21 protein-coding genes are annotated in these 21248 nt (G+C 68.9%); 7 read left to right on the top strand and 14 right to left on the bottom strand.

Annotated features, from left to right (window positions below):
* The first annotated feature begins 51 nt into the window (after positions 1-51).
* Positions 52-1497: a GntT/GntP/DsdX family permease gene (locus EV137_RS03310; protein WP_134129320.1), complete on the top strand. Its 1446-nt coding sequence runs from the start codon at positions 52-54 to the stop codon at positions 1495-1497.
* Here EV137_RS03310 and EV137_RS03305 read toward each other — a convergent pair.
* From EV137_RS03305 to EV137_RS03265, 8 genes are all read right to left on the bottom strand, one after another.
* Positions 1494-2171: an urease accessory protein UreD gene (locus tag EV137_RS03305; RefSeq protein WP_134126443.1), complete on the bottom strand. Its 678-nt coding sequence runs from the start codon at positions 2169-2171 to the stop codon at positions 1494-1496. The two genes, EV137_RS03310 and EV137_RS03305, sit on opposite strands and share 4 nt — an antisense overlap.
* Complete coding sequence (ureG, locus tag EV137_RS03300) at positions 2155-2868, bottom strand: urease accessory protein UreG (RefSeq protein WP_134126441.1); 714 nt, start codon at positions 2866-2868, stop codon at positions 2155-2157. Before ureG ends, EV137_RS03305 begins: the two co-directional genes overlap by 17 nt.
* A complete protein-coding gene (locus tag EV137_RS41280) occupies positions 2861-3727 on the bottom strand; it encodes an urease accessory protein UreF (protein WP_238175065.1) in 867 nt (288 codons plus the stop codon). The genes ureG and EV137_RS41280 overlap by 8 nt, the downstream gene beginning before the upstream one ends.
* Complete coding sequence (locus EV137_RS03285; RefSeq protein WP_238175064.1) at positions 3727-5424, bottom strand: urease subunit alpha; 1698 nt, start codon at positions 5422-5424, stop codon at positions 3727-3729. Before EV137_RS03285 ends, EV137_RS41280 begins: the two co-directional genes overlap by 1 nt.
* Positions 5417-5821 carry an urease subunit beta gene (gene ureB, locus EV137_RS03280; RefSeq protein ID WP_134126437.1) on the bottom strand — a complete coding sequence of 135 codons (405 nt, stop codon included), beginning with the start codon at positions 5819-5821 and terminating at the stop codon, positions 5417-5419. The genes EV137_RS03285 and ureB overlap by 8 nt, the downstream gene beginning before the upstream one ends.
* Positions 5822-5832: 11 nt before the next feature.
* Positions 5833-6135, bottom strand: a complete 303-nt coding sequence (locus tag EV137_RS03275; protein ID WP_133789219.1) for an urease subunit gamma — start codon at positions 6133-6135, stop codon at positions 5833-5835.
* A 415-nt stretch (positions 6136-6550) separates the two neighbouring features.
* Positions 6551-8191 (bottom strand): purine-cytosine permease family protein, encoded by a 1641-nt coding sequence (locus tag EV137_RS03270; RefSeq protein WP_134126435.1) that lies wholly within the window; start codon positions 8189-8191, stop codon positions 6551-6553.
* 104 nt (positions 8192-8295) lie between these two features.
* A complete protein-coding gene (locus EV137_RS03265) occupies positions 8296-8679 on the bottom strand; it encodes a MarR family winged helix-turn-helix transcriptional regulator (protein WP_134009898.1) in 384 nt (127 codons plus the stop codon).
* A gap of 109 nt (positions 8680-8788) precedes the next feature.
* On the opposite strand from EV137_RS03265, the gene EV137_RS03260 reads away from it, so the two are divergent.
* From EV137_RS03260 to EV137_RS03240, 5 genes are all read left to right on the top strand, one after another.
* Entirely contained in the window at positions 8789-9850 is a 1062-nt protein-coding gene (locus EV137_RS03260; protein ID WP_238175063.1) for a substrate-binding domain-containing protein, read from the top strand.
* Between the two features lie 34 nt (positions 9851-9884).
* Positions 9885-10697: an alpha/beta fold hydrolase gene (locus EV137_RS03255; RefSeq protein ID WP_134126433.1), complete on the top strand. Its 813-nt coding sequence runs from the start codon at positions 9885-9887 to the stop codon at positions 10695-10697.
* Positions 10698-10722: 25 nt separating this feature from the next.
* Complete coding sequence (gene lhgD / locus EV137_RS03250; RefSeq protein WP_238175062.1) at positions 10723-11919, top strand: L-2-hydroxyglutarate dehydrogenase; 1197 nt, start codon at positions 10723-10725, stop codon at positions 11917-11919.
* 21 nt (positions 11920-11940) lie between these two features.
* Positions 11941-12810: a P1 family peptidase gene (locus tag EV137_RS03245; protein ID WP_134126429.1), complete on the top strand. Its 870-nt coding sequence runs from the start codon at positions 11941-11943 to the stop codon at positions 12808-12810.
* Positions 12811-12876: 66 nt separating this feature from the next.
* A complete protein-coding gene (locus tag EV137_RS03240; protein ID WP_166679758.1) occupies positions 12877-13692 on the top strand; it encodes an ACT domain-containing protein in 816 nt (271 codons plus the stop codon).
* 61 nt (positions 13693-13753) lie between these two features.
* Here the strand turns inward: EV137_RS03240 and EV137_RS03235 are convergent, their stop codons facing one another.
* The 4 genes from EV137_RS03235 to EV137_RS03220 all read right to left on the bottom strand — a co-directional run bounded on the left by EV137_RS03235 (position 13754) and on the right by EV137_RS03220 (position 16126).
* A complete protein-coding gene (locus EV137_RS03235; RefSeq protein WP_134126427.1) occupies positions 13754-14218 on the bottom strand; it encodes a GyrI-like domain-containing protein in 465 nt (154 codons plus the stop codon).
* A 26-nt stretch (positions 14219-14244) separates the two neighbouring features.
* Complete coding sequence (locus EV137_RS03230) at positions 14245-14598, bottom strand: hypothetical protein (protein WP_134009910.1); 354 nt, start codon at positions 14596-14598, stop codon at positions 14245-14247.
* A complete protein-coding gene (locus tag EV137_RS03225) occupies positions 14595-15566 on the bottom strand; it encodes an Acg family FMN-binding oxidoreductase (RefSeq protein WP_134126425.1) in 972 nt (323 codons plus the stop codon). Before EV137_RS03225 ends, EV137_RS03230 begins: the two co-directional genes overlap by 4 nt.
* A 107-nt stretch (positions 15567-15673) precedes the next feature.
* A complete protein-coding gene (locus EV137_RS03220; RefSeq protein WP_134126423.1) occupies positions 15674-16126 on the bottom strand; it encodes a pyridoxamine 5'-phosphate oxidase family protein in 453 nt (150 codons plus the stop codon).
* An 86-nt stretch (positions 16127-16212) separates the two neighbouring features.
* On the opposite strand from EV137_RS03220, the gene EV137_RS03215 reads away from it, so the two are divergent.
* Positions 16213-17883 (top strand): SulP family inorganic anion transporter, encoded by a 1671-nt coding sequence (locus EV137_RS03215; protein WP_134009916.1) that lies wholly within the window; start codon positions 16213-16215, stop codon positions 17881-17883.
* On the opposite strand, the gene EV137_RS03210 is transcribed toward EV137_RS03215, so the two are convergent.
* On the bottom strand, positions 17880-19067 hold the full coding sequence (locus tag EV137_RS03210) for an acetate/propionate family kinase (RefSeq protein ID WP_134009918.1): 1188 nt from the start codon (positions 19065-19067) through the stop codon (positions 17880-17882). The genes EV137_RS03215 and EV137_RS03210 overlap by 4 nt on opposite strands.
* 108 nt (positions 19068-19175) lie before the next feature.
* Positions 19176-21245, bottom strand: a complete 2070-nt coding sequence (pta, locus tag EV137_RS03205; protein WP_134126421.1) for a phosphate acetyltransferase — start codon at positions 21243-21245, stop codon at positions 19176-19178.
* Positions 21246-21248: the final 3 nt, after the last annotated feature.

The raw sequence follows: 21248 nt of genomic DNA, 5'->3' as shown, positions 1-21248 counted from the left end.
CCAGAGAGCGGTGAAACTGTGAGTGTCGCTTACGAAGCCGGTCTGGTTCCGCTGGTCGCTGAGGCGGACGTACATGCGCCGTGGAACGGGCACGACACCCGGGTGCTGATCGTTGCCGTGCTGGGGATCGCGGTGATCGTGGCGCTGATCGTCGCGTTCAAGGTGCATGCGTTCCTGTCGCTCACGATCGGCGCGCTGTTCGTCGGCGTGGCGTCCGGGATCGGCGCCGGGGCGGTCACGAAGTCCTACGAGAACGGCGTCGGCAGTGTCCTCGGGTACGTCGGCGTACTGATCGCCCTCGGCGCGATGGTGGGCAAGCTGCTCGCCGACTCCGGCGGCGCGGATCAGGTGGTCGACACGATCCTGCGCGGCCGAACCGGCGCGCTCCCGTGGAAGATGGCGCTGATCGCCTTCATCATCGGTATCCCGATGTTCTTCGAGATCGGCCTCGTACTCCTGATTCCCGTGGTGGTGCTCGCGGTACGGCGGACCGGCGCGCGAGCCATGCTGCTCGGTATCCCCGCGCTCGCGGGCCTGTCCGTCCTGCACGGTTTCGTACCGCCGCACCCCGGACCGTTGGCCGCGATCGGCGTACTTGGGGGCAACGTGGGCATCACGCTGGCGCTCGGTCTGCTGGTGGCGATTCCGACGGTGATCGTCGCCGGTCCGCTGTTCGGCCGGCTCGCGGCGAAATGGGTCCCGATCGGGGCCGCGGGCGCGGCGCTCGAGGTCGGTGCCGGCCACCACGAGGTCGAAGGAGAACAGACGCATCCGCAGCACGCGGCGGAGGTCACGCGCCAGGACGCGCCGCCAGGTGCGGTCCGGACCCGGACGCCGAGCTTCACCGCGACGATCGTGACGGTCCTGCTCCCGGTGGCGCTGATGCTGATCAAGGCCGCGTCCGACGTCTGGATGAGCAAGGACAACGCGGCCTATCCGTTCCTCCAGTTCATCGGCGACCCGGTCGTCGCGCTGCTGATCGCCGTACTGCTCGCGATGTTCACCTTCGGCACGGCGGTGGGTTTCGGCATCCCGGAGCTGAGCAGAAAGATCGGGGAGAGCCTGCTCCCGATTTCCGGCGTGATGCTCATCGTCGGCGCCGGCGGCGGTTTCAAGCAGGTCCTGGTCGACGGCGGGACCGGTACCGCGATCGCCAAGATCGCCATCGCTGCGAACCTGTCGGCGTTGCTGCTCGGCTGGATCGTCGCGGTCCTGATCCGGCTGGCGACCGGCTCCGCGACGGTCGCGACGGTGACCGCGGCCGGGATCGTCGCGCCCCTGGCGACCGGCGAGAGTACGACCTATCTCGCGCTCGTGGTGCTGGCGATCGGCGCCGGTTCGCTGTTCTTCTCACACGTCAACGACGCCGGCTTCTGGCTGGTCAAGGAGTACTTCGGCATGACCGTTGGCGAGGCCATCAAGACCTGGTCGGTGATGGAGACCCTGATCTCGGTCATGGGCCTGGCCATGACGTTGCTCCTGTCGATCTTCATCTAGCTCGCGGAGGCTGGGCGGTTCAGGGTGCTCTGGTGCTGTTCGTGGACCAGTCGGCGGGCGATCGAGCCCGGGCCCTCGAGCTGCAGGGTTTGCGGGTCGTCGGGAAGCCGGAAGCCGAGTGTGGTCACGGTGTCGAGGCAACGGTTCGTACCCAGGACTGCCCAGCCGGTGCGGAATTCGGGGGAGAGGTCGAGATCCTCGGCGAGGAGCAGGTTCTCGCCGAGCCAGGCGCGGGTCGCGGTGTGCAGGACCCCGCCGGTCTCGCCGTGGCGGCCCAGGACGAGTGACTCGCGAAGGTGCGCGGTGCAGCCGGTCGCGAGGCGTGCGGTCGTCGTACGGGTGACATCGGCGTCGGCGGAGACGACGAACGGTTCGGCGTACCACTGAAGGCTCGCGCCGTCGGTGAGGCGGATGTCGATGTCCCAGCGGGCGGTGCCGCCACGCATGCCATAGGCAACGGTTCCGGCGGTCTCCACGATCTCGAGCCGTACGGCGCCGGACACCGCGATCTCGATGCGTACGTCGTCGCCGGCGAGCAAGAGTGCGCCCGCGGCGACGAGACCAACACGTACGACGCCGTCCGCACCGGGCAGCTGCCGTGGTGACAGGTGGTCGGTGGTGAGCAGGCAGCGATCGCGGACCGGGTCGGCGACGACGTCAATGCGTGTGGGCATGGGTGTGCGTGATCAGTTCGCCGTCCTCGCCGACGTGCGAGTGCGGGGCCATCGGTCCGGGATCGACGGGCGTGTGGTCGCCGGCGCGTACGGCGTGCGCCATCGAGCGCACCCATTCGGTCAAGAGGGCGATCGAGGCGGGATCCGTGCGAGAGAGCGCTATCACCGGTTTCCCGTCGCGGGCCGTCTCGGCGTCCTTCACCATCTGCTCGACGTCGACTCCGACGTACGGCGCGAGGTCGGTCTTGTTCACGATCAGGAGATCGGCGCGGGCGATACCAGGACCGCCCTTGCGTGCGACGTCGCCGCCGCCGGCCACGTCGAGCACGAAGATCTGCGCGTCGACGAGCGCGGGGGAGAACGTGGCGGTCAGGTTGTCGCCGCCGGACTCGACAAGGACGACATCCAGTGGCGCAAAGTCGCGTTCCAGGTCCTCGACCGCGATCAGGTTCGGCGTGACGTCGTCGCGGATCGCGGTGTGCGGGCAGGCTCCGGTCTCGACGGCGCGGATGCGTTCCGGGTCGAGAACGCCGGCCGCTTTGAGCATCCGGGCGTCCTCGTCGGTGTAGATGTCGTTGGTGATGACGCCGAGCTGGAGTTCGCCGGCGAGTTCGCGGCAGACGGTCGCGATCAGTGAGCTCTTGCCGGTGCCGACCGGTCCGGCGACACCGAGACGGAAGGAGCGGGTCTCAGGCATGGAACAACCTCATTCTCTCGATGGCATGGTTGTGCGCGAACACGTCGATCAGCGGCGCACCGTCGGCCGGGATGTCGTCGACCCGGGTCAGGGGCGCGACGTCCTTGACGAGCCACTCGATGTCGTCGTGCAGACCGGCGAGCCAGGTCGCCGCGTCGGCGGGGTCCACGGGCAGCAACTTCAGCGACGCGGAGATGACAGTCTGCGCATCGTCGTACGCGATGGTGCGCGCCACTTGCTCCGCCGACAGTCCGGTCACCGCTCCGACGACCCCGAGTACTACGGGCCTCGCGATCTCACCGTCGTTCGGAAGGTACGTCGTCACGTCGGGCCAGACGCGGCGTGCCAGGCGCAGCAACAGCCGCCCCTGGCGTCGCGAGACACCCCGTACGACATGACTGGGCGTCCGCGCCGCCCACGCCGCCTCGACGTCTCCCAACCCTTGCCCCGCTCCGCGCCGAGCCGCGTGGTCTTCGAGTCGTGGATATTGGTTGTCAAATCCCCGTTTCTCCAGCCACAATCCACGACTCGGCAGATCGGGCCCGAACCAATCCGCACGACTCGGCGAGCTGGGGGTCTGGGTGTCGAGCCGGCCCGTGGTTTGCGGAACATTTTCGTCGCCTGGTGCAACATTTGTTCCGGAAAGGGCGAGGTGGCGGGTGACGACGGCGACGGCGGCTTCGACGCGGGTCGTCGTACGGAGGCGATCCCGGGCATAGGACGCGACGTCGGCGAGTTGCTTGCCGTCGGCACCTAGGCCCGCGCGTACGGCAGGTTCCAGTCCGCCGGACTGGGTGTGCCCGCCGGTCGGCAGCCGGCCGTCGGCGAGCATCATCGCGACCAGTTCCACGTTGCCCATCAGAACATCGCGTACAGCTGAGCGAGTGGGAGGACCGACGCCGGCGCCGGCTCGACCAGGTCGCCGTCGACCTTGATCGCGAACGTCTCCGGATCGATGTCGATCGCCGGCAGCGCATCGTTGTTCTTCAGGTCCGCCTTGGTGAGCTCCCGCGTCGGCCGTACGCCGAGCAGCTCCCGGCGCAGACCGAGCCGCTCGGCCAGCCCGTTCTCGAGCGCGGCCGGAGACACGAACGTGTACGAGAGATCCGCCCCGATGGCATCACCGAACGCGGGCCGCATCAGCACGGGCTGCGGCGTCGGGATCGACGCGTTCGGATCGCCGAGGGCGGCCCAGGCGATCGCGCCGCCCTTGATCACCAGGCTCGGGCGGACCCCGAAGTACCGCGGGTCCCACAGCGTGAGGTCCGCGAGTTTTCCCGGCTCGACCGAGCCGACGACGTGATCGATGCCGTGGGCAATGGCCGGGTTGATCGTGTACTTCGCGACGTACCGGCGTACCCGCTCGTTGTCGGCGACCGCGCCGAGCGGGCCGCGGCGATGTTTCATGACATGGGCGACCTGCCAGGTGCGCGTGATGACCTCGCCGATCCGGCCCATCGCCTGTGCATCCGACGACGTCACCGAGAGCGCGCCGAGGTCGTGCAGGATGTCCTCGGCCGCGATCGTGGTGGCGCGGATCCGGGACTCGGCGAACGCGAGATCCTCGGGTACGTCGGGGCTGAGGTGGTGGCAGACCATGAGCATGTCGAGATGCTCGGCGACGGTGTTGACGGTGTGCGGCAACGTGGGGTTCGTGGAGCCCGGGATGACATGCGGGTACGACGCGATCGTGAGGATGTCCGGCGCGTGACCACCGCCCGCGCCCTCGACGTGGAACGCGTGGATGCCGCGGCCCGCGATCGCGCCGAGGGTCGACTCGACGTACCCGGCCTCGTTCAGGCTGTCCGCGTGCAGCGCGACCTGGAGACCCCACTCCTCAGCGGCACGCAGGGATGCATCGATCGCGGCCGGGGTCGAGCCCCAGTCCTCGTGCACCTTGTACCCGGCGGCGCCGGCGAGCGCCTGTTCGGCGAGGGCCTCGGCGCTGACGGTGTTTCCCTTGCCGAGCAGCAGGATGTTGAGCGGTACGGCGTCCAGCGCGCGATGCATCTGCTCGAGATGCCACGCGCCGGGGGTGACCGTGGTCGCCTTCGAGCCCTCGCTCGGGCCGGTGCCGCCGCCGACGATCGTGGTGATCCCGGTCGCCAGCGCCTCGTGGAGCTGCGACGGCGACAGCAGGTGGACGTGCGAGTCGATCGCACCGGCGGTGAGAATGCGACCCTCGCCGGCGATCACGTCGGTGGACGGCCCGATCTGGAGGTCCGGGTGTACGCCGTCCGCGATGTCGGTGTTGCCCGCGCGGCCGAGAGCGACGATCCGGCCGTCGCGGATGCCCACGTCGGCGCGGACGATGCCCCACCAGTCCACGACCAGCACGTTGGTGATGACGGTGTCGGGCGCACCCTCCGCCCGAGTCGTCGTACCTTGCGCCATCGACTCGCGGATGGACTTGCCACCTCCGAAGACGACCTCCTCGCCGCCGACGGTGAAGTCCTGCTCGACCTCGACCCACAGATCGGTGTCGCCGAGTCGCACCTGGTCGCCGACGGTCGGCCCGTACAGGGCGGCGTACGCCGCACGCGAGATCTCAACCACGATCCACCTCATCGGATTCAGCGGGCTTCAGCTGGATTCCGGGCACCCGCTGCCTGCCGCGGAGCGCGACCAGCGCCACCTCACGGGATGCGCCGGGCTCGAAGCGCTGCGACGTACCCGACGGGATGTCCAGCCGGAACCCCTGGGCGGCCTCGCGGTCGAAGCTCAGGGACGTGTTGGCGTCCGGCAGGTGCAGGTGCGAGCCGATCTGGATCGGCCGGTCGCCGGCGTTCACGATCACCAGCCGCAAACGTTCGTCGTCGGAGCGGTCGGCGTTCAGTTGGATGGTCCCCGGTCGTACCCGGACCGCTCCAGGCGCCGTCGTACTGGGTAGTGCCGGTGCGGCTGGGTTGTCCGCGCCCTGTCTTTCCTTGCTAAGTCTATCGTCGTCGGCCATGGATTCTGCCTTCAAATGATCGGGCTGTGGATAGTCACGAGCTTGCGGCCGTCGGGGAAGGTGGCTTCGACCTGTACGTCGTGCAGGAGTTCGGCGACACCGGGCATGACCTGGTCGCGGCTCAGGACGGTGCGGCCGGACTCCATCAGGTCGGCGACGCGGGCGCCTTCGCGGGCGCGTTCGATCACCCAGGTGCTGAGCAGGGCGACGGCTTCGGGGTGGTTGAGAAGCACTCCCCGGGCCAGCCGGTCGCGGGCGACCATGCCGGCCACGGAGAGCAGCAGCTTCTCGACGTCGGCGGGAGTGAAGTTCATGGTGTGGTGTTGCGGGGCCGCATCGACGCGGGAAGCAACCGCCGCTGACTCCCTTCGCAGGTCGGGGGCTGCAGAGACAGCAGCCTGGATGGAGCCGGAGCCGAGCTCCCGCTCCACACGCCGGGTTGGGGAGGATTTTCTACCCGACATGGGACGTAATCCTCCCCAAGTTGCATCATGGCAGCCGTCACGAGGTGCGGCAGCGGGTTGGGTTGCCGAACTAGGTGGTTTCTCCGCGGAACGGTGGAGGAGTTTCCGCACAGGGAGCGAGAAACCCTCCAGGTACTCGGCGCAGACGACGCGACAGGGCAGGAGACCGCGGCGGGGCGGGAGGTTGCGGCGGGGCGCGAGGGTGCGATGGGGCGGGAGGTTGCGACTTCGATGTGCCTTGGCGCAGCGGCGCTCCACGAGGAAGTCATGCTTGTGACGGTAGGACGTGGTCGGCGACCTTGTCCGTGCTCAGGCACAGCGAGCAGACGGCGGCGTCATGAGTTGCGCAGGCGGTCATGTCGGGGCGTTCGTACTGCTGCCGGCACACGTGACACGTCAGGACCTCGCCGGACGGGTTCCCGTGCTCGTCGTACATCGGCAGGTCCAGCCCGTCGTCGGACCGCCGCAAGTAGTACTTCCCGCGCGTGAGTACGGCGAGCACCGGTGGCAGGACCAGGGCGAGCCCGATCGCGACGAGCGGTGAGTACGGCTTGATCCCCGAGCCGAGGCCACCGAAGAACACGACGATCGACACGCCCGCGGCCGCCGCCATCGACCCGAAGCCGACGGGATTGACGGCGTAGAGCATGCCGCGCCGGAACTCCGGCGCCTTCGGGGACAGCCGCAGCAGGTACTTGTTGAACACGATGTCCGAGGCAACGACCACGATCCACGCCATCCCGCAGTTCGCGTAGAACCCGAGAATGGTGTTCAGGAAGTCGAACATGTTCGCCTCCATCAGCACCAGCGCGATCACCAGGTTGAACCCGAGGAACACCAGCCGTCCGGGGTAGTGCCGGGTCAGCCGGGTGTACGAGTTGGTCCAGGCCAGCGATCCGGAGTACGCGTTCGTCACGTTGATCTTCACCTGGCTGATGACGACCAGTACGACGGCCAGTGTCATCGCCAGCCACCCGGGCAGGAACCCGCGGTAGATCTCCAGGAACTGGTGCACCGGCTGGTTGGCGATCGACGACGAGTCGGCGACGTTCGCGATCAGGTAGACGGCGAGGAACAGGCCGATCACCTGCTTCAGGGCGCCGAAGATCACCCAGCCCGGTCCGGCCAGCAGCATCGCGGTCCACCACCGGCGCGAGTTCTCCGGGGTCTTCGGCGGCATGAACCGCAGGTAGTCGATCTGTTCGGCGATCTGCGCGATCAGCGACAGGCACACCCCGGCGGCCAGCAGCATCGAGCCGAAGTCGGCGTCCGGGCCGTAGTCGAAGAACGTCTGCACCGACGACGGGTGCGAGATGAGCAGGTAGCAGAACGGCAGCACCATCAGGATCAGCCACAGCGGCGTCGTCCACACCTGGAGCGTGGACAGCACCTTCATCCCGTAGATGACCAGCGGGAAGATCACCAGTGTCGAGACGGCGTACCCGAGCCACAGCGGCACGTGCAGCCCCAACTGCAGGCCCTGCGCCATGATCGAGCCTTCGAGCGCGAAGAAGATGAACGTGAACGACGCGAAGATCACGTTGGTGACGATTGAGCCGTAGTACCCGAAGCCGCTGCCGCGGGTGATCAGGTCGAGGTCGATGTTGTAGCGGGCGGCGTAGTACGCGAGCGGCAGGCCGGTCGCGAAGATCACCACGGCGAAGATCGCGATACCCCACAGCGCGTTCGTGGTCCCGTACGAGATCCCGATGTTCGCGCCGATCGCGAAGTCGGCGAGGTAGGCGATCCCGCCGAGGGCCGAGACGGCGACGACGCCGGTCGACCACTTCCGGTAGCTGCGCGGCGCGAACCGGAGGGTGTAGTCCTCCAGCGTCTCGCGGGTCGCGGTGGTGGGTGCGGGGGTTTCAGCGGTGGTGCGGTGGTCGAGCGAGGGCTCCACAGACATGGGCGAACTCCTGGCGGCACCTTCGGGCGAGCGGTGCTCCGGCGGGCCGGCGACGCTGCCGGCGGGGGGATGCACCCGAATGGAAGGAACCTAGGAACGCCGTGTTACCGGGGTGTTGCCGAGCTGCTACGTTCGTGTATTTCCATCTGGAAGTACTTCGCTACGTCCGCCTCGAGCTCGCGCTGGGCCGAAGCGAGGCGATCGGCGACCGTGCCGCCGACGGGGGAGAGGGCCGTGACGATCCGGCGCCTGTCGTCCGGATGGATGCGTCGCAGCACCAGCCCGCGCTCGACCAGCTTGTCGACGTGCCGGGTCAGGCTCGCGGCCGGCAGTACGGCGGACTCGGCGAGCACCGACATCGGCTGCCCGGGCTCCTCGTGGAGCGCGGCCATCACCCGCCACTGCTCGATCGTCAGACCGAACTCGTCGAGCAACGGCTGCAGACCCAGCTCGAGTTGCCGCTCGATCCGCTTCAGCACCAGGAGCACGCCGCACCACCCCTCTTCGGTTCAGGTGGTGGGAAATATAGCCGTTCGGTCGATGTTCCGCCTCCGGTTCGTCCACACTTGAGCGAATGTCCGGCGGGAGGAGGTGACGGTGCGGCGCTCCGACGTGCTGCCGATCGCCTTCGTCGTGCCGCTGCAGGGCCCGACCGGGATCTACGGACCGTCCTGTCTCGCCTGCGGTCAGCTCGCGGTCGAGCAACTGAACGCACGCAACGGGATCGCCGGCCGCCGGGTCGAACTCGTCCAGGTCGACGCCGGGCGCCCGCCCGAGGTTGTCGCCGAGGACGTGGGGCGGCTCGTCGACCAGGGTCGCGTCGAGGCCGTGGCAGGCTGGCACATTTCCGCGGTCCGGGTCGCGCTGACCCGGCGGATCGGCGGGCGGGTGGTGTACGCGTTCGCGGCGATGCACGAGGGCGGTGACGACACGCCTGGTGTGTTCATGCTCGGCGAGCGTCCGGTCAACCAGTTGCTGCCGGCGGCGCACTGGTTGCGCGAGCACCTCGGCGCCCGGCGGTGGGTTGTCGTCGGCAACGACTACGTGTATCCGCGGGTGACCGGCTCGGTGGCCCAGGAAGCCTTGCAGGGAACGGGATCCGAGATCGTGCACTCGGCGTACGTCCCACTCGGTACGGCGGACTTCCGGGACGTCATCGACGGGCTCCGGGCAACCAACGCCGACGGCGTGATCATGCTCCTCATGGGGCAGGATGCCGTGCACTTCAACCGGCAGTTCGCGGCCGGCGGGCTGAGCGAGAAACTGCTCCGGCTCAGCCCGGCGATCGAGGAGAACACGCTGCTCGGCGCGGGATCGGGCGCGAATCACGGCGTCTACGCGGCCGCGGCGTACTTCGACAAGCTCACGACCGTCGAGAGCAGCGAGTTCGCCCGGCAGTACTACGCCCGTTTCGGGGCCTTCGCGCCCGCACTCAACGCGGTGGGCGAGTCCTGCTACGAGGCGATCCGCTTCCTGGCCCGGCTCGGCGAGGTCAGCGGCTCGATCGCCATTTCGGCCGCCCTCCCGAGCGGCCACTTCTACGACAGCCCGCGCGGACTGCTGCGGCTCGACGGCAATCTCGTCGACCAGGACGTGTACCTGGCGGTCGCCGACGGTCTCGAATTCCGGATCCAGGAGCAGATCGCCCACACCGCCTAACCATCATGAACCACCTTGATGGTTAGGTTGGGGGATGGACGTGAAGGAGCGGTTCAGCTGGGAAGGCCGATCGATCGCGTGGGGACGGGCGGGCAGCGGTGCGCCGCTGGTGTTCTGCCACGGGACACCGTTCTCGTCGCGCGTGTGGTCGCGCTACGCCGATGCGCTGAGCGCCGACTTCACCGTGTACCTGTGGGACATGCCGGGGTACGGCGAGTCCTCCAAGCACTCCGAGCACGCGGTCGACTTCGGTGCGCAGGCGAAGGCGTTCGCGGCCTTGCTCGAGCACTGGGAGTTGGAGCGGCCGCGGGTCGTGGCGCACGACTTCGGCGGTGCCGTCTCCTTGCTGGCAACGCTAGCCGAGGGTGCGGCGTACGAGTCGTTGATGCTCGTCGACGTGGTGGCGATCCCGCCGAGCGGGTCGGCGTTCTTCCAGTTCGTGAAGCGCTATCCGACGACGCTGGACGAGTTGCCGGCGTACATCCACGAGGCGATCCTGCGGGCGTACGTGAGCGCGGCGAGTCATCGCGGGCTGCGGGACGAGGAGCTAGCAGCGCTAGTTTCTCCGTGGTGCACGGAGGCGGGGCAGCCGGCGTTCTATCGGCAGATCGCGCAGTACGACGAGGAGTTCCTGGTCCAGAACGAGCGGACGATCGGCAACCTCACGATCCCCGTGAAGGTGGTCTGGGGGAGCGAGGACGCGTGGATCCCGCCCGCGACCGGACGGCGGCTGGCTGGGCTGATCCCGGGGGCGACGTACGTCGAAGTACCGGACGCCGGCCACCTGATGCAGTACGACGCTCCCGTCGCGCTGGCGACGGAGCTGCGCAGATGGCTGTATTTATGACCGTATGTCGGCCCTCTTTTCACAGGTGACGAGATCTGCGGTGGTGGTCGGTGGCGGGATCGTAGGGCTGGCTGTGGCGCGAAGCCTGCAGCGGCTCGATCCCGGTACGCCGGTCGTCGTACTGGAGAAGGAACCGGCCGTCGGGGCCCACCAGACCGGGCACAACTCGGGCGTGGTGCATTCGGGGCTGTACTACCGTCCGGGCTCGCTGAAGGCGCAGTTCGCGGTGGCGGGCGGTACGGCGTTGCGTGAGTACTGCGAGGAGAAGGGCATTCCGCTCGACGTACCTGGCAAGCTCGTTGTCGCGACAACTGAGGCCGAACTGCCGCAGCTCGATCGCCTGTTCGGGATCGGCCGCGAGAACGGTGTCCCGGTACGTCGGCTGACCCTGGACGAGGTCGCGGAACGCGAACCGCATCTGCGGGTCAAGGGTGCGCTCGCGGTCGACTCGACGGGACGCGTGGACTTCAAGCTCGTCGCCGCCGCGCTCGCCGACGACGTCCGGGCGGCAGGCGGCGAGATCCGGACCGGTGTGTCCGTGACGGCGGTCGAGAACGCCGGCTCCGTGGTGCGCGTGCGGACGACGGATGACGTGATCGAGGCCGACCGGGTCGCCGTCTGTGCGGGCTTGCACAGCGACCGGCTCGCGCGGGCGTCCGGTCTTGAACCGGGTGTCCGCATTCTCCCGTTCCGCGGCGAGTACAGCGAGCTCGTCCCCGAGAGGGAGTACTTGGTGAAGGGGCTCGTGTACCCGGTGCCCGATCCGGACCTGCCGTTCCTCGGTGTCCACCTGACCCGCGGCATCGATGGCAGCGTGCACCTCGGCCCGAACGCGGTCCCTGCGCTGTCCCGCGAGGGCTACTCGTGGTCGAAGATCGTCGTACGGGACGTGTGGGAGTCGGCGACGTACCGCGGGTCCTGGAAGCTCGCGCGACGGTACGCACGCACCGGCGCGAAGGAGATCGTCCGCTCGCTCACCGGTCGTGCGCTGGTCCGCGAGGCGCGGCGGATGCTGCCGGAGTTGCAGGTTTCCGACGTACGACGATCCGGCGCCGGCGTCCGCGCCCAGGCCGTGACCCGCGACGGCAAGCTGGTCGACGACTTCCTGTTCCTCCGCGACGGCCGCGCCCTGCACGTCCTGAACGCGCCGTCACCCGCCGCCACCGCCTGCCTCGTCATCGGCAACCGCATCGCCGAAGAACTCTCCGCCGACCGCGCCTGAGCTACGCCTATCTTTGTCGGCATGACAACGTTCGGGGTGCCAGGAGTCCGGGTGGGGCATTGGAGTGACTTCGAGGGGCGGACCGGCTGCACAGTCGTGGATCTGCCCGCCGGCACCGTCGCGTCGTACGAAGCGCGTGGCGGCGCGCCCGCCTCCCGGGAGCTGGAGCTGCTGGAGCCGGGGAAGGCCGTGAACGCGATCGACGGCGTCGTCCTGACCGGGGGATCGGCCTTCGGCCTGGCGGCGGCCGATGGCGTCATGCGGTTCTACCGTGAGCAGGGACGCGGCGTGCAGACCCCTGCGGGTGCGGTGCCGATCGTGCCGACACTGGCGCTCTTCGACCTCACGGCGGGCGATCCCGCCGCGGCACCGGACTCCGCCGCCGGGTACGCGGCCGCGCGGGGGTGCACAGCGGAACAGGTGCTGCACGGCCAGGTGGGGGCAGGGACCGGGGCGTACGTCGGGCATTGGCGCGGGCCGGACGGTCGACGGCCCGGCGGGCTCGGGTACGCCGAACATCGTCTTGGTGAGCTCGTGGTTGCCTGTCTTGCGGTGGTGAATGCCTTCGGTGACGTCGACGACGGCGGCAAGGACGTGTCGTTCGACGCGGTACGGATCCTCGCGGAGCCGTTCGCGTTCGGCGAGGGGCGCGCGCACACGACGATCGGCGTCGTCGTCACGAATGCCCGCCTCGACAAGGTCGGCTGCCGGACCGTTGCCCAGGGCGCCCATGACGGCCTCGCCCGGTCCATCACGCCACCGCACACCCAGTTCGACGGGGACGGGTTCGTCGCCGCGGCGACCGGTCAGGTCGACGTGCACGTCGACATCGTCAGGCTGCTCGCCCTCGCCTGCGTCACCGACGCCGTACGAAGCGTCGCGCCGGCCTGATCGAACCCTCGCGAACTTCACGCCGGCGCAACAGCTGGGCAATCTGGGTCGGGGACGCTTTCAGGTATGGACTCGTTGCGTACGACGCTCACGGGTGGGACGGCCTGTGATGTGTGTGGACGGCTGCCGCATCCGCGGCGGCTCCGGCTGACGTTGGCGAAGCTGGTGGCGATCGCTCCGGTGGAGCTGGCTTTGCACGCGTTGGTGCTCGCTGCGCATCCGCCGTACCTCGTCTCGGTTGCGGTGCTGGCGAGCGTGACGACGGCGCTCGTGATCTGGGTGGTGGAGCCGTCGACGATGCGGCTGCTGCGATCCTGGCTCCATGCGCCGAAGGCTCGTCCGCGGCACGGGATCGGAACGCTGTGGCGGATCCGCGTGACACTCGACGATCGGGCGGGAGCACTGGAGAGCGTTACCCGGCAGCTCTCCGTCCTGGACGCGAACATCCTCGGGCTGCACGTCCATCCGATGGACGACGGGGTGCGGGACGAGCTGGTCGTCTCGACGCCGGATGACGTCACGGCCACTGACCTGGAGGATGCGATCGAGTCCGGCGGCGGGCGCGAGACGCACGTGTGGCCGACGACCGCGTTGGCGTTGGTGGACGGACAGACGAAGGCGTTGAGTCTGTCGGCTCGTGTGGTCGCGGATCCCGGCGAGCTGCCGCATGCCGTCGCCGAGTTGCTCGGCGCTCAGCTGGTCACGAATCGAGCGACGCTGACGGGTCAGCTGCCCGACGACGGGACGGTGCTGAAGGTTCCTTCGCCGTCGACCGGTTTGTTCGCGTTCAGCCGTCCGGGAGAGCCTTTCACCCCGGCCGAGTCCGCTCGCGCACACCGCCTCGCCGAACTGGCGGAAGCCGCCCAAACCATCACCCGCTGAGCCCGCTGAGCCCGCTGAGCCCGCTGAGCCCGCTGAGCCCGCTGAGCCGGTTGGGGCCGCCTCAGTTGCGGTGCGGCGGCGCGGTCGGGAAGGTGATCGGCTGGACGATCTCTATGCGGGTTCCGACGCGCTCGCAGGTGGGGAGGTCGTGGTAGATCTCCCAGCTGTCCCCGGTCGCGATCGCTTCCTCGGTTTCCAGCCAGTCCTGGACGGCGTGGTAGCTGAGCGGGAGTTTCTCGTCCGGGTCGGTGTGCCAGACGGCGACCACCGGTCCGGCGGGCAGGGAGGACACTTCGACCTCTCCGCAGTCCGCGATCGGCGCGCTGATCGGGAAGCCGGCTTCGGCCTCGATCTCCCCGCCGGGCAGCGGATGCCAGCGGGCGAACGGGTAGCCGGTCGGAGCGATGCCGTGGTGCCGCAGGTGCTCGGCCACCGCGGCACAGGCCGAAGGAACCCAGTCCGTCAACTGCTCGGGGACAAGGTGACCCCGTCGTACTGCGGTCAATTCGTCGCTGTGAAATCTCACCTGGGGCATCGGTGCATCACCATCACTCAATGTACGTCGGCAACCGGCACTTGGATACTGAGGGCGACCCGGCCGAGAGCGCGCAGGGCGGCCACGGTCTCCGCGATCCGCTGATGCGACGCGCTGGAGTGGACTGTCCGGAACAGCTCGTTGCGGTCGTCCTCGAGATCGTCGAGCAGGTGTTCGAACTCGGCGACGACAGCGTCGTACGGCGGCCGCGCGATCAGCAGCGGCAGGATGTGGCCGCGGAAGGCGACCAGGGTGTGCTGGGCCTCGGCCAGCCGGCGCTCTTCAAGGAACCAACCGTCGGACGAGCTGGTCTGGGCGAGGTTCCTGAGGTCGGCCTCCCAGCGGTCGATCTCCTGGCGCAACGGGGTCATGACTGCTCCTTCAGGAACTCGGCGAGCGGCCGGCGGGCGGTTGCCGAACCGGATCGATGGTGGCCGAAGCGGATGATCATGTGCGCGTGGCCGGGCAGTCCCGTGAGGCGCTGGACACGGCAGCGCAGATCGTCGTACTCGAGCGGCTGGTTGAGGAACGAGGCGCTGACACCTTCCCGCGTCGCGGTGAGCAGCACGCGTTCGAGCGCTGCGCCTGCCGCGACCTGGTCGGAGGGCTCGTCGACGTCGGTCGAGAGTACGGCGATGTCCGGGACCTGTTCGAACTGCCGCTCGACCCGCACGCGGTCGGTCGGCCGGGTCGCCATGTCGCGGACAGCCGCCGGATAGGTGGCGGAGCGCGGGCCGAGCGCCGAGCTGGGAATGCCGTCGGCGATTCGTTCGCCGCCGACCCAGTGGGCGCGTTCGGCGCGGCGGTGCCAGTCGCCGATCTCGCGCAGGTCGGTGTCGAGCACCAGATCGAGAACCGTGCGGACGTCGTCCTCGGCGAGCCAGGTGAGCTGCGCGCCCTCGGCGTACGCCGCCTGCATCAGCGAGATCCGCGTACCCTCGGCGACCGGCGTGGTGTCCGACGGGTTCCGGTCGGTGTGGCGATAGGGGATCTGTACGGCGAGATCGCGCAGCTCGTCGTTCCCGGTCGCGCTGGGTTCGATCACGATCCGGGCGAGCAGATCAGGCTCTTCTCTCGGGTACGGCGCCAGCCCGAACCACGTGCCGTACCCGAGGGTCTCGGCTGCGCAGCGGAGGTTGAAGGTGGCGGCGCCGGCGGCGATCCGCATCGCCCGGCCGGTCGGGTCCTCGGCGGGAAGCGTGCGGGAGCCGTCCAGGTAGACGTCGATCACGTGACCGTCGATCTCGAACCGCCACGGCTGGGTGTTGTGCATACTCGGCGCGGCGACGGCCGCCGCCAAGAGGACGTCGATGTGCTCTTTGGTCAACTGATCGCTCATGGGATCCACCTCCACCTTCAGCTTCGTCGCGGGAGCATGAGCGGCGCTGCGGGCAAGAGTCCCGACTTGATGGGCCGTTCGGCCGACCACGCCAGGGACAGTGGCGACTAGCACAAGCGCGGACGCCGGCCCCACGGGACCAGGCGCCGGCCCTGGACGGACTCGATTCCGAGCCGGACGAGCTGCGGCTCCTCCATCGGCATCCAGGAATGCAGGGCCAACGTACGACGCAACTCGGCGGCCTCGTCGTCCGTCACCACGGACAGATGCCCGATCGCCGTCACCGTCCACCCGACATGCCGCTCCGCATCGACCTCGTCGGCCTCGAACGCGACCACGTCGCCCCGCTCGGCGGCCCGGAACTTGTCGCCCTGGCCGGTGCTGAACACGATCGTGTCATCGTCGACGACGAAGTTGACCAGGCGGACCGCGGGCAGACCGCCGTGGGTGTAAACCAGCCGGCCGAGCGGCACGGACGCGAACAGCCGCACACAGTCCGCCGGCCCGATGATCTCCAGGCGGGAACTGTCGAACTGCCGCGCTGTCCTAGTGGTGTCCACGAGTCAACAGTCCGGCGACTTCGAGCGTGGCAGTAGGGCCGAAAGTCCCGAGCAGGAAGGACACTGTTTCCCGAAAGGGGTGAAGCTTGACGATTCCCGGAGTCGAGACGCTGCGCCAGTATCAGCGGGGCTGGTTGCGGGCCGACGTACTCGCCGGCCTGACCGTCGCGGCGTACTTCGTCCCCCAGGTGATGGCGTATGCGCAGCTCGCTGGTCTGCCGGCGGTGACCGGGTTGTGGGTCGCGCTCGGTCCGTTGGTGCTGTACTTCTTCCTCGGCTCTTCGCGGCTGCTGTCACTCGGTCCGGAGTCGACGACGGCGCTGCTCACAGCCACCGCGATCGGCCCGCTCGCCGCTGGTGATCCGGCGCGGTACGCCGGGTTGGCCGCCGTACTGGCACTGCTGGTAGGAGCGATCTGTCTACTCGGCTGGGCGGCACGGCTCGGGTTCCTGGCCGATCTGCTGTCCAGGCCGGTGCTGATCGGCTACCTGGCCGGTATCGCGGTGATCATGATGACCGGCCAGCTGGGACGACTCACCGGCGCATCCGTCAAAGGGGACTCCCCACCGGCGGAGGTGCTGTCCGCGCTCCGCCTGATCGGTGACTGGAAGGTCGCTCCGGTGATGTTGTCGGTGGCGGCTCTGGCGTTGCTGCTCGCCTTGGCGCGCTGGACGCCGCGCATCCCCGGCCCGCTCGTCGTCGTGGCGCTAGCAGCGCTAGTGACTTGGGCGGCTGATCTGGGTGACAGGGGAGTGGCACTGGTCGGTTCGGTTCCCAGCGGTCTGCCTGTGCCGCACGTGCCGGCACTGTCAGTGCAGGACCTTGGTCTGCTCGTCCTGCCTGCGGTAGGCGTCGCGCTGGTCGGCTACACCGACGTGGTCCTCACCGCACGCGCCTTCGAGAGCCGCGGCGGAGGCGGGCGCATCGACTCGGGCCGGGAACTGCTCGTACTCGGACTGGCCAACGTCTCGGCGGGCCTCGTGCGCGGCTTCCCGATCAGCAGCAGCGGCAGCCGTACGGCCCTCGCGGACGCCTCCAATGCGAAGAGCCAGGTCTACTCGCTGGTGGCCGCGCTCACGATCGTCGCGACGTTGCTCTTCGCCGGTCCGCTGCTCGAGACGTTCCCGATCCCCGCGCTCGGCGCCCTGGTCGTGTACGCCGCGCTGCGCCTGATCGAACTGGGGGAGTTCCGCCGCATCGCGTCGTTCCGCCGCAGCGAGTTCCTGCTGGCGGTGGCAACGACCGTCGGTGTGGTCGCGCTCGACGTCCTGAACGGCGTACTCGTCGCGGTCGGGCTGTCCGTCCTCGACGTACTGCGACGCGTCGCCCGGCCGCACGACGGGATCCTCGGCTACGTTCCCGGGATCGCGGGGATGCACGACCTCGACGACTACCCGGATGCGGTGCCGGTGCCCGGTCTGGTCGTGTACCGGTACGACTCACCGTTGTTCTTCGCGAACGCCGAGGACTTCCATCGCCGCGCGCTGGCCGCGGCCGACCAGGCGACGACGCCGGTGCGCTGGTTCCTGCTGAACACCGAGGCGAACGTGGAGATCGACATCACCGCGCTCGACGCCCTCGACGCGCTGCGCGAGGACCTCAAGTCCCGCGGTATCGTCCTGGCCCTCGCCCGGGTCAAACAAGAACTCCGCGACGACCTGGACAACGCCGGCTTCCTCGACCGCCTGGGCCCCGACCGCGTCTTCTACACCCTCCCCACAGCGGTAGAAGCCTTCCGCAATCAGCCGCCGGACTAACTGCGGACGACGTCGAGTGCCTGCCGGGCGATTTCCCACTCCTCGTTGGTGGGGATGACCAGTACTGTGACCGGGCTGTCCTCGGCGGAGGCGATGTTGTCGGTGGGGTCGGCGTTGCGGACCGGGTCGAGGTGGATGCCCAGGCCTTCCAGGCCGCTGAGGGCGGCAGCGCGGACTTCGGCGGAGTGCTGACCGACGCCGGCGGTGAAGACGATCGCGTCGACCCTTCCCAGTACGGCGTAGTACGCGCCGATGTACTTCTTCAAGCGGTAGCAGTAGATGTCGAACGCGAGCTCTGCCCGCTCGTCCCCGGCCGCCCGGCGGCGCGACACCTCGCGGAAGTCGTTCACGCCGGTGAGGCCCTTGAGCCCGGACTCCGAGTTCAGCGCCCGGTCGGTCTCCTCGGCCGACCGGCCCGCGACCCGCGCGAGGAGCCCGTGGATCGCCGGATCGAGATCGCCCGACCGGGTCCCCATCACCAGTCCCTCCAACGGCGTCAGCCCCATCGACGTGTCCACCGACCTGCCGCCCTGGACGGCGGTCGCGGAGCAACCGTTGCCGAGGTGCAGCACGATCAGGTTCACGTCCTCGAGCTCGCGCCCGAGCAGTGCGGCGGCCTGCCCGGACACGAACGAGTGCGACGTGCCGTGGAACCCGTACCGCCGGATGCCGTACTCGTCCAGCCAGGAGCTCGGCACCGCGTACGTGTAGGCGTACGGCGGCAGCGTCTGATGGAACGCGGTGTCGAACACCGCGACATGCGGCAGGTGCGGCAGCAGCCGCCGCGCGACCTCGATGCCCTCGAGATTCGCGGGATTGTGCAGCGGCGCGAGCGGAACCAGGTCGGTCACCGCCGCGATCAACTCGTCGTCGACCAGCGCCGGCGCCGCGAACCGGTCGCCGCCGTGGACGACCCGGTGCCCGACGGCCACGATGTCCACCTCACCGAGCGCGGGACCATGCGTTTCGAACGCCCGTACGGCGACCTCCAGCGCGGCCTCGTGATCAGCCACCGCCCGGTCGTCGTTGAACTCGCCGTCGGGCCCGTGGTGCACGTGGTGGCTCTGCTCTTCGCCGATCTTCTCGACGAGCCCCGTCGCCGCGGCCTCACCCGACTTCGCGTCGACGAGGCTGTACTTGAGGGAAGACGATCCGGCATTGATTACGAGCACCTGTTCGGTCATGGGGCCTCCCGGCCTGGACTGAGGAGCGGAGGGAGCGAAGCGACTGGAGCGACGAGGGAAGGCCGGGAGTTACAGGCCCCATGACCCGCCGCGACGGAGTCGCGGCATTCAATACTGGGCCTGGATCGCGGTGATCGCGACCGTGTTGATGATGTCCCGGACGGTCGCGCCGCGCGACAGGTCGTTGACCGGTTTGCGCAGGCCCTGCAGTACCGGGCCGACCGCGACGGCGTTCGCCGAGCGCTGCACTGCCTTGTACGTGTTGTTGCCCGTGTTGAGGTCGGGGAACACGAACACCGTGGCCCGTCCGGCGACGGGGGAGTCCGGCAGCTTCGTCCGTGCCACCGCGCTGTCGATGGCGGCGTCGTACTGGATCGGTCCCTCGACCGGCAGTTGCGGTGCGCGTTCGCGGACGATGTTCGTTGCCTTGGACACCTTTTCCACGTCCGTGCCGGCGCCGGACGTGCCGGTCGAGTACGACAGCATCGCGACCCGCGGCTCGACCCCGAAGGCGGTCGCGGTCGCGGCGGACGAGATCGCGATGTCGGCGAGCTGTTCGGCCGTCGGGTCCGGGTTCACCGCGCAGTCGCCGTACACCAGGACCTGGTTCTGCAGGCACATGAAGAACACCGACGAGACGACCGAGACATCCGGGACCGTCTTCACCACCTCGAGGGCCGGCCGGATGGTGTGCGCGGTGGTGTGGACGGCGCCCGACACCATCCCGTCCGCGAGTCCGAGCTGCACCATCATCGTGCCGAAGTACGACACGTCGCGGACCAGTTCGCGGGCGCGGTCGAGATCGACGCCGCGATGCTGCCGCAGCCGGTGGTACTCGGCGGCGAACTGCTCGGTCAGCTCACTGTTCTCGGGATGTACGACGTTCGCCGCGGTCACGTCGACGCCGAGCGCCGCGGCCTTCGCGCTGATCGCGGTCGGATCGCCGAGCAGCGTGAGATCCGCGACGCCCCGCCGCAGCAGTACGTCGGCTGCGCGGAGGATCCGCTCCTCCTCGCCCTCCGGTAGCACGATGTGCCTGCGATCGGAGACGGCCCGGTCGACCAGTTGATGCTCGAACATGAGCGGCGTCACAGCGCTGCTGCGGGCAAGTGCGAGCTGGTCGACGAGCGCCGTACCGTCGACGTACTGGTCGAAGAGCGCCAGGGCCGTGTCGATCTTGCGCGGCGCGTCCTTCGTGAGCCGGCCGCGGACGGCGGTGAGCTTGGCGGAAGTGGCCTGCGTACCGAGATCGGTCTCGATGATCGGCAACGTGACACCGAGACCCTCGATCAGTCGTTGCACCTGGCCCGGGAGTTCGAAGCCGCCGTTGAGCACGATGGCCGCGATCTGCGGGAAGGTCCGCGACGCGTGCGCCATCAGGACGCCGAGCACGACCTCCGGGCGATCGCCGGCGGTCACGACCGCGGCACCGTCGAACAGCCGGTCCAGCACGTTCGGCATCGTCATCCCGGCGATCATCAGCCCGGTGACCTCGCGGGTCAGGAGCTCCGGGTCACCGCTCAGGAGCCGGCCGTCGATCGGGGCCATCAGGTCGGCGACCAGCGGCTGGTTCAGGACCGGCTCCTCGGGGATCGCGAACGCCGGCGCGCCGATTCCGTCGAGCGCCGCGACGAGGGGTTTGCCTTCGCCGTCGTCCACGCGGTTCGCGATCACCGCGAACAGCGAGCCGTGGTTCGCGGCGAGCTCGGCCACGGCCATGTCGGCGATCGCCCGTACGTCGTGCGGCGTACGGCCGAACCCGTTCAGCACGAGCAGCACCGGCGCGCCGAGGTTCGCGGCGATCTTGGCGTTGAACGAGAACTCGGTCGGCGTGCCGACATCGGTGTAGTCGCTGCCGACGATCAGCACCGCATCAGCGTGCTCGGCAACCGCGTGATAGCGCTGGACGATGGTGTCCAGGGCCGCGTCCGGATCCTCGTGCACCTCGTCGTACGTGACCCCGACGCCGTCGTCGTACGACTGCTCGACCGCGTCTTGCGAGATCAGCAGCTCGAGAACGTAGTCCCGTCCGCCATGTGTCGCGGTGTCCGCGCGGACGATCGGCCGGAACACCGCCACCCGCCCGACTCGCCGGGACAACTGGTGAAGCACCCCGAGAGCCACCGTCGACTTCCCGGTCGTACCCTCCACCGAAGCAACGTAGACACTGCTACCCATACC

Origin of the sequence: Kribbella pratensis, from assembly GCF_004366075.1 — a bacterium.
GTDB classification, from domain to species: Bacteria; Actinomycetota; Actinomycetes; order Propionibacteriales; family Kribbellaceae; genus Kribbella; species Kribbella pratensis.
Note: the sequence above shows the minus strand (reverse complement) of the source record. Positions and strands in the feature narration are given on the sequence as shown.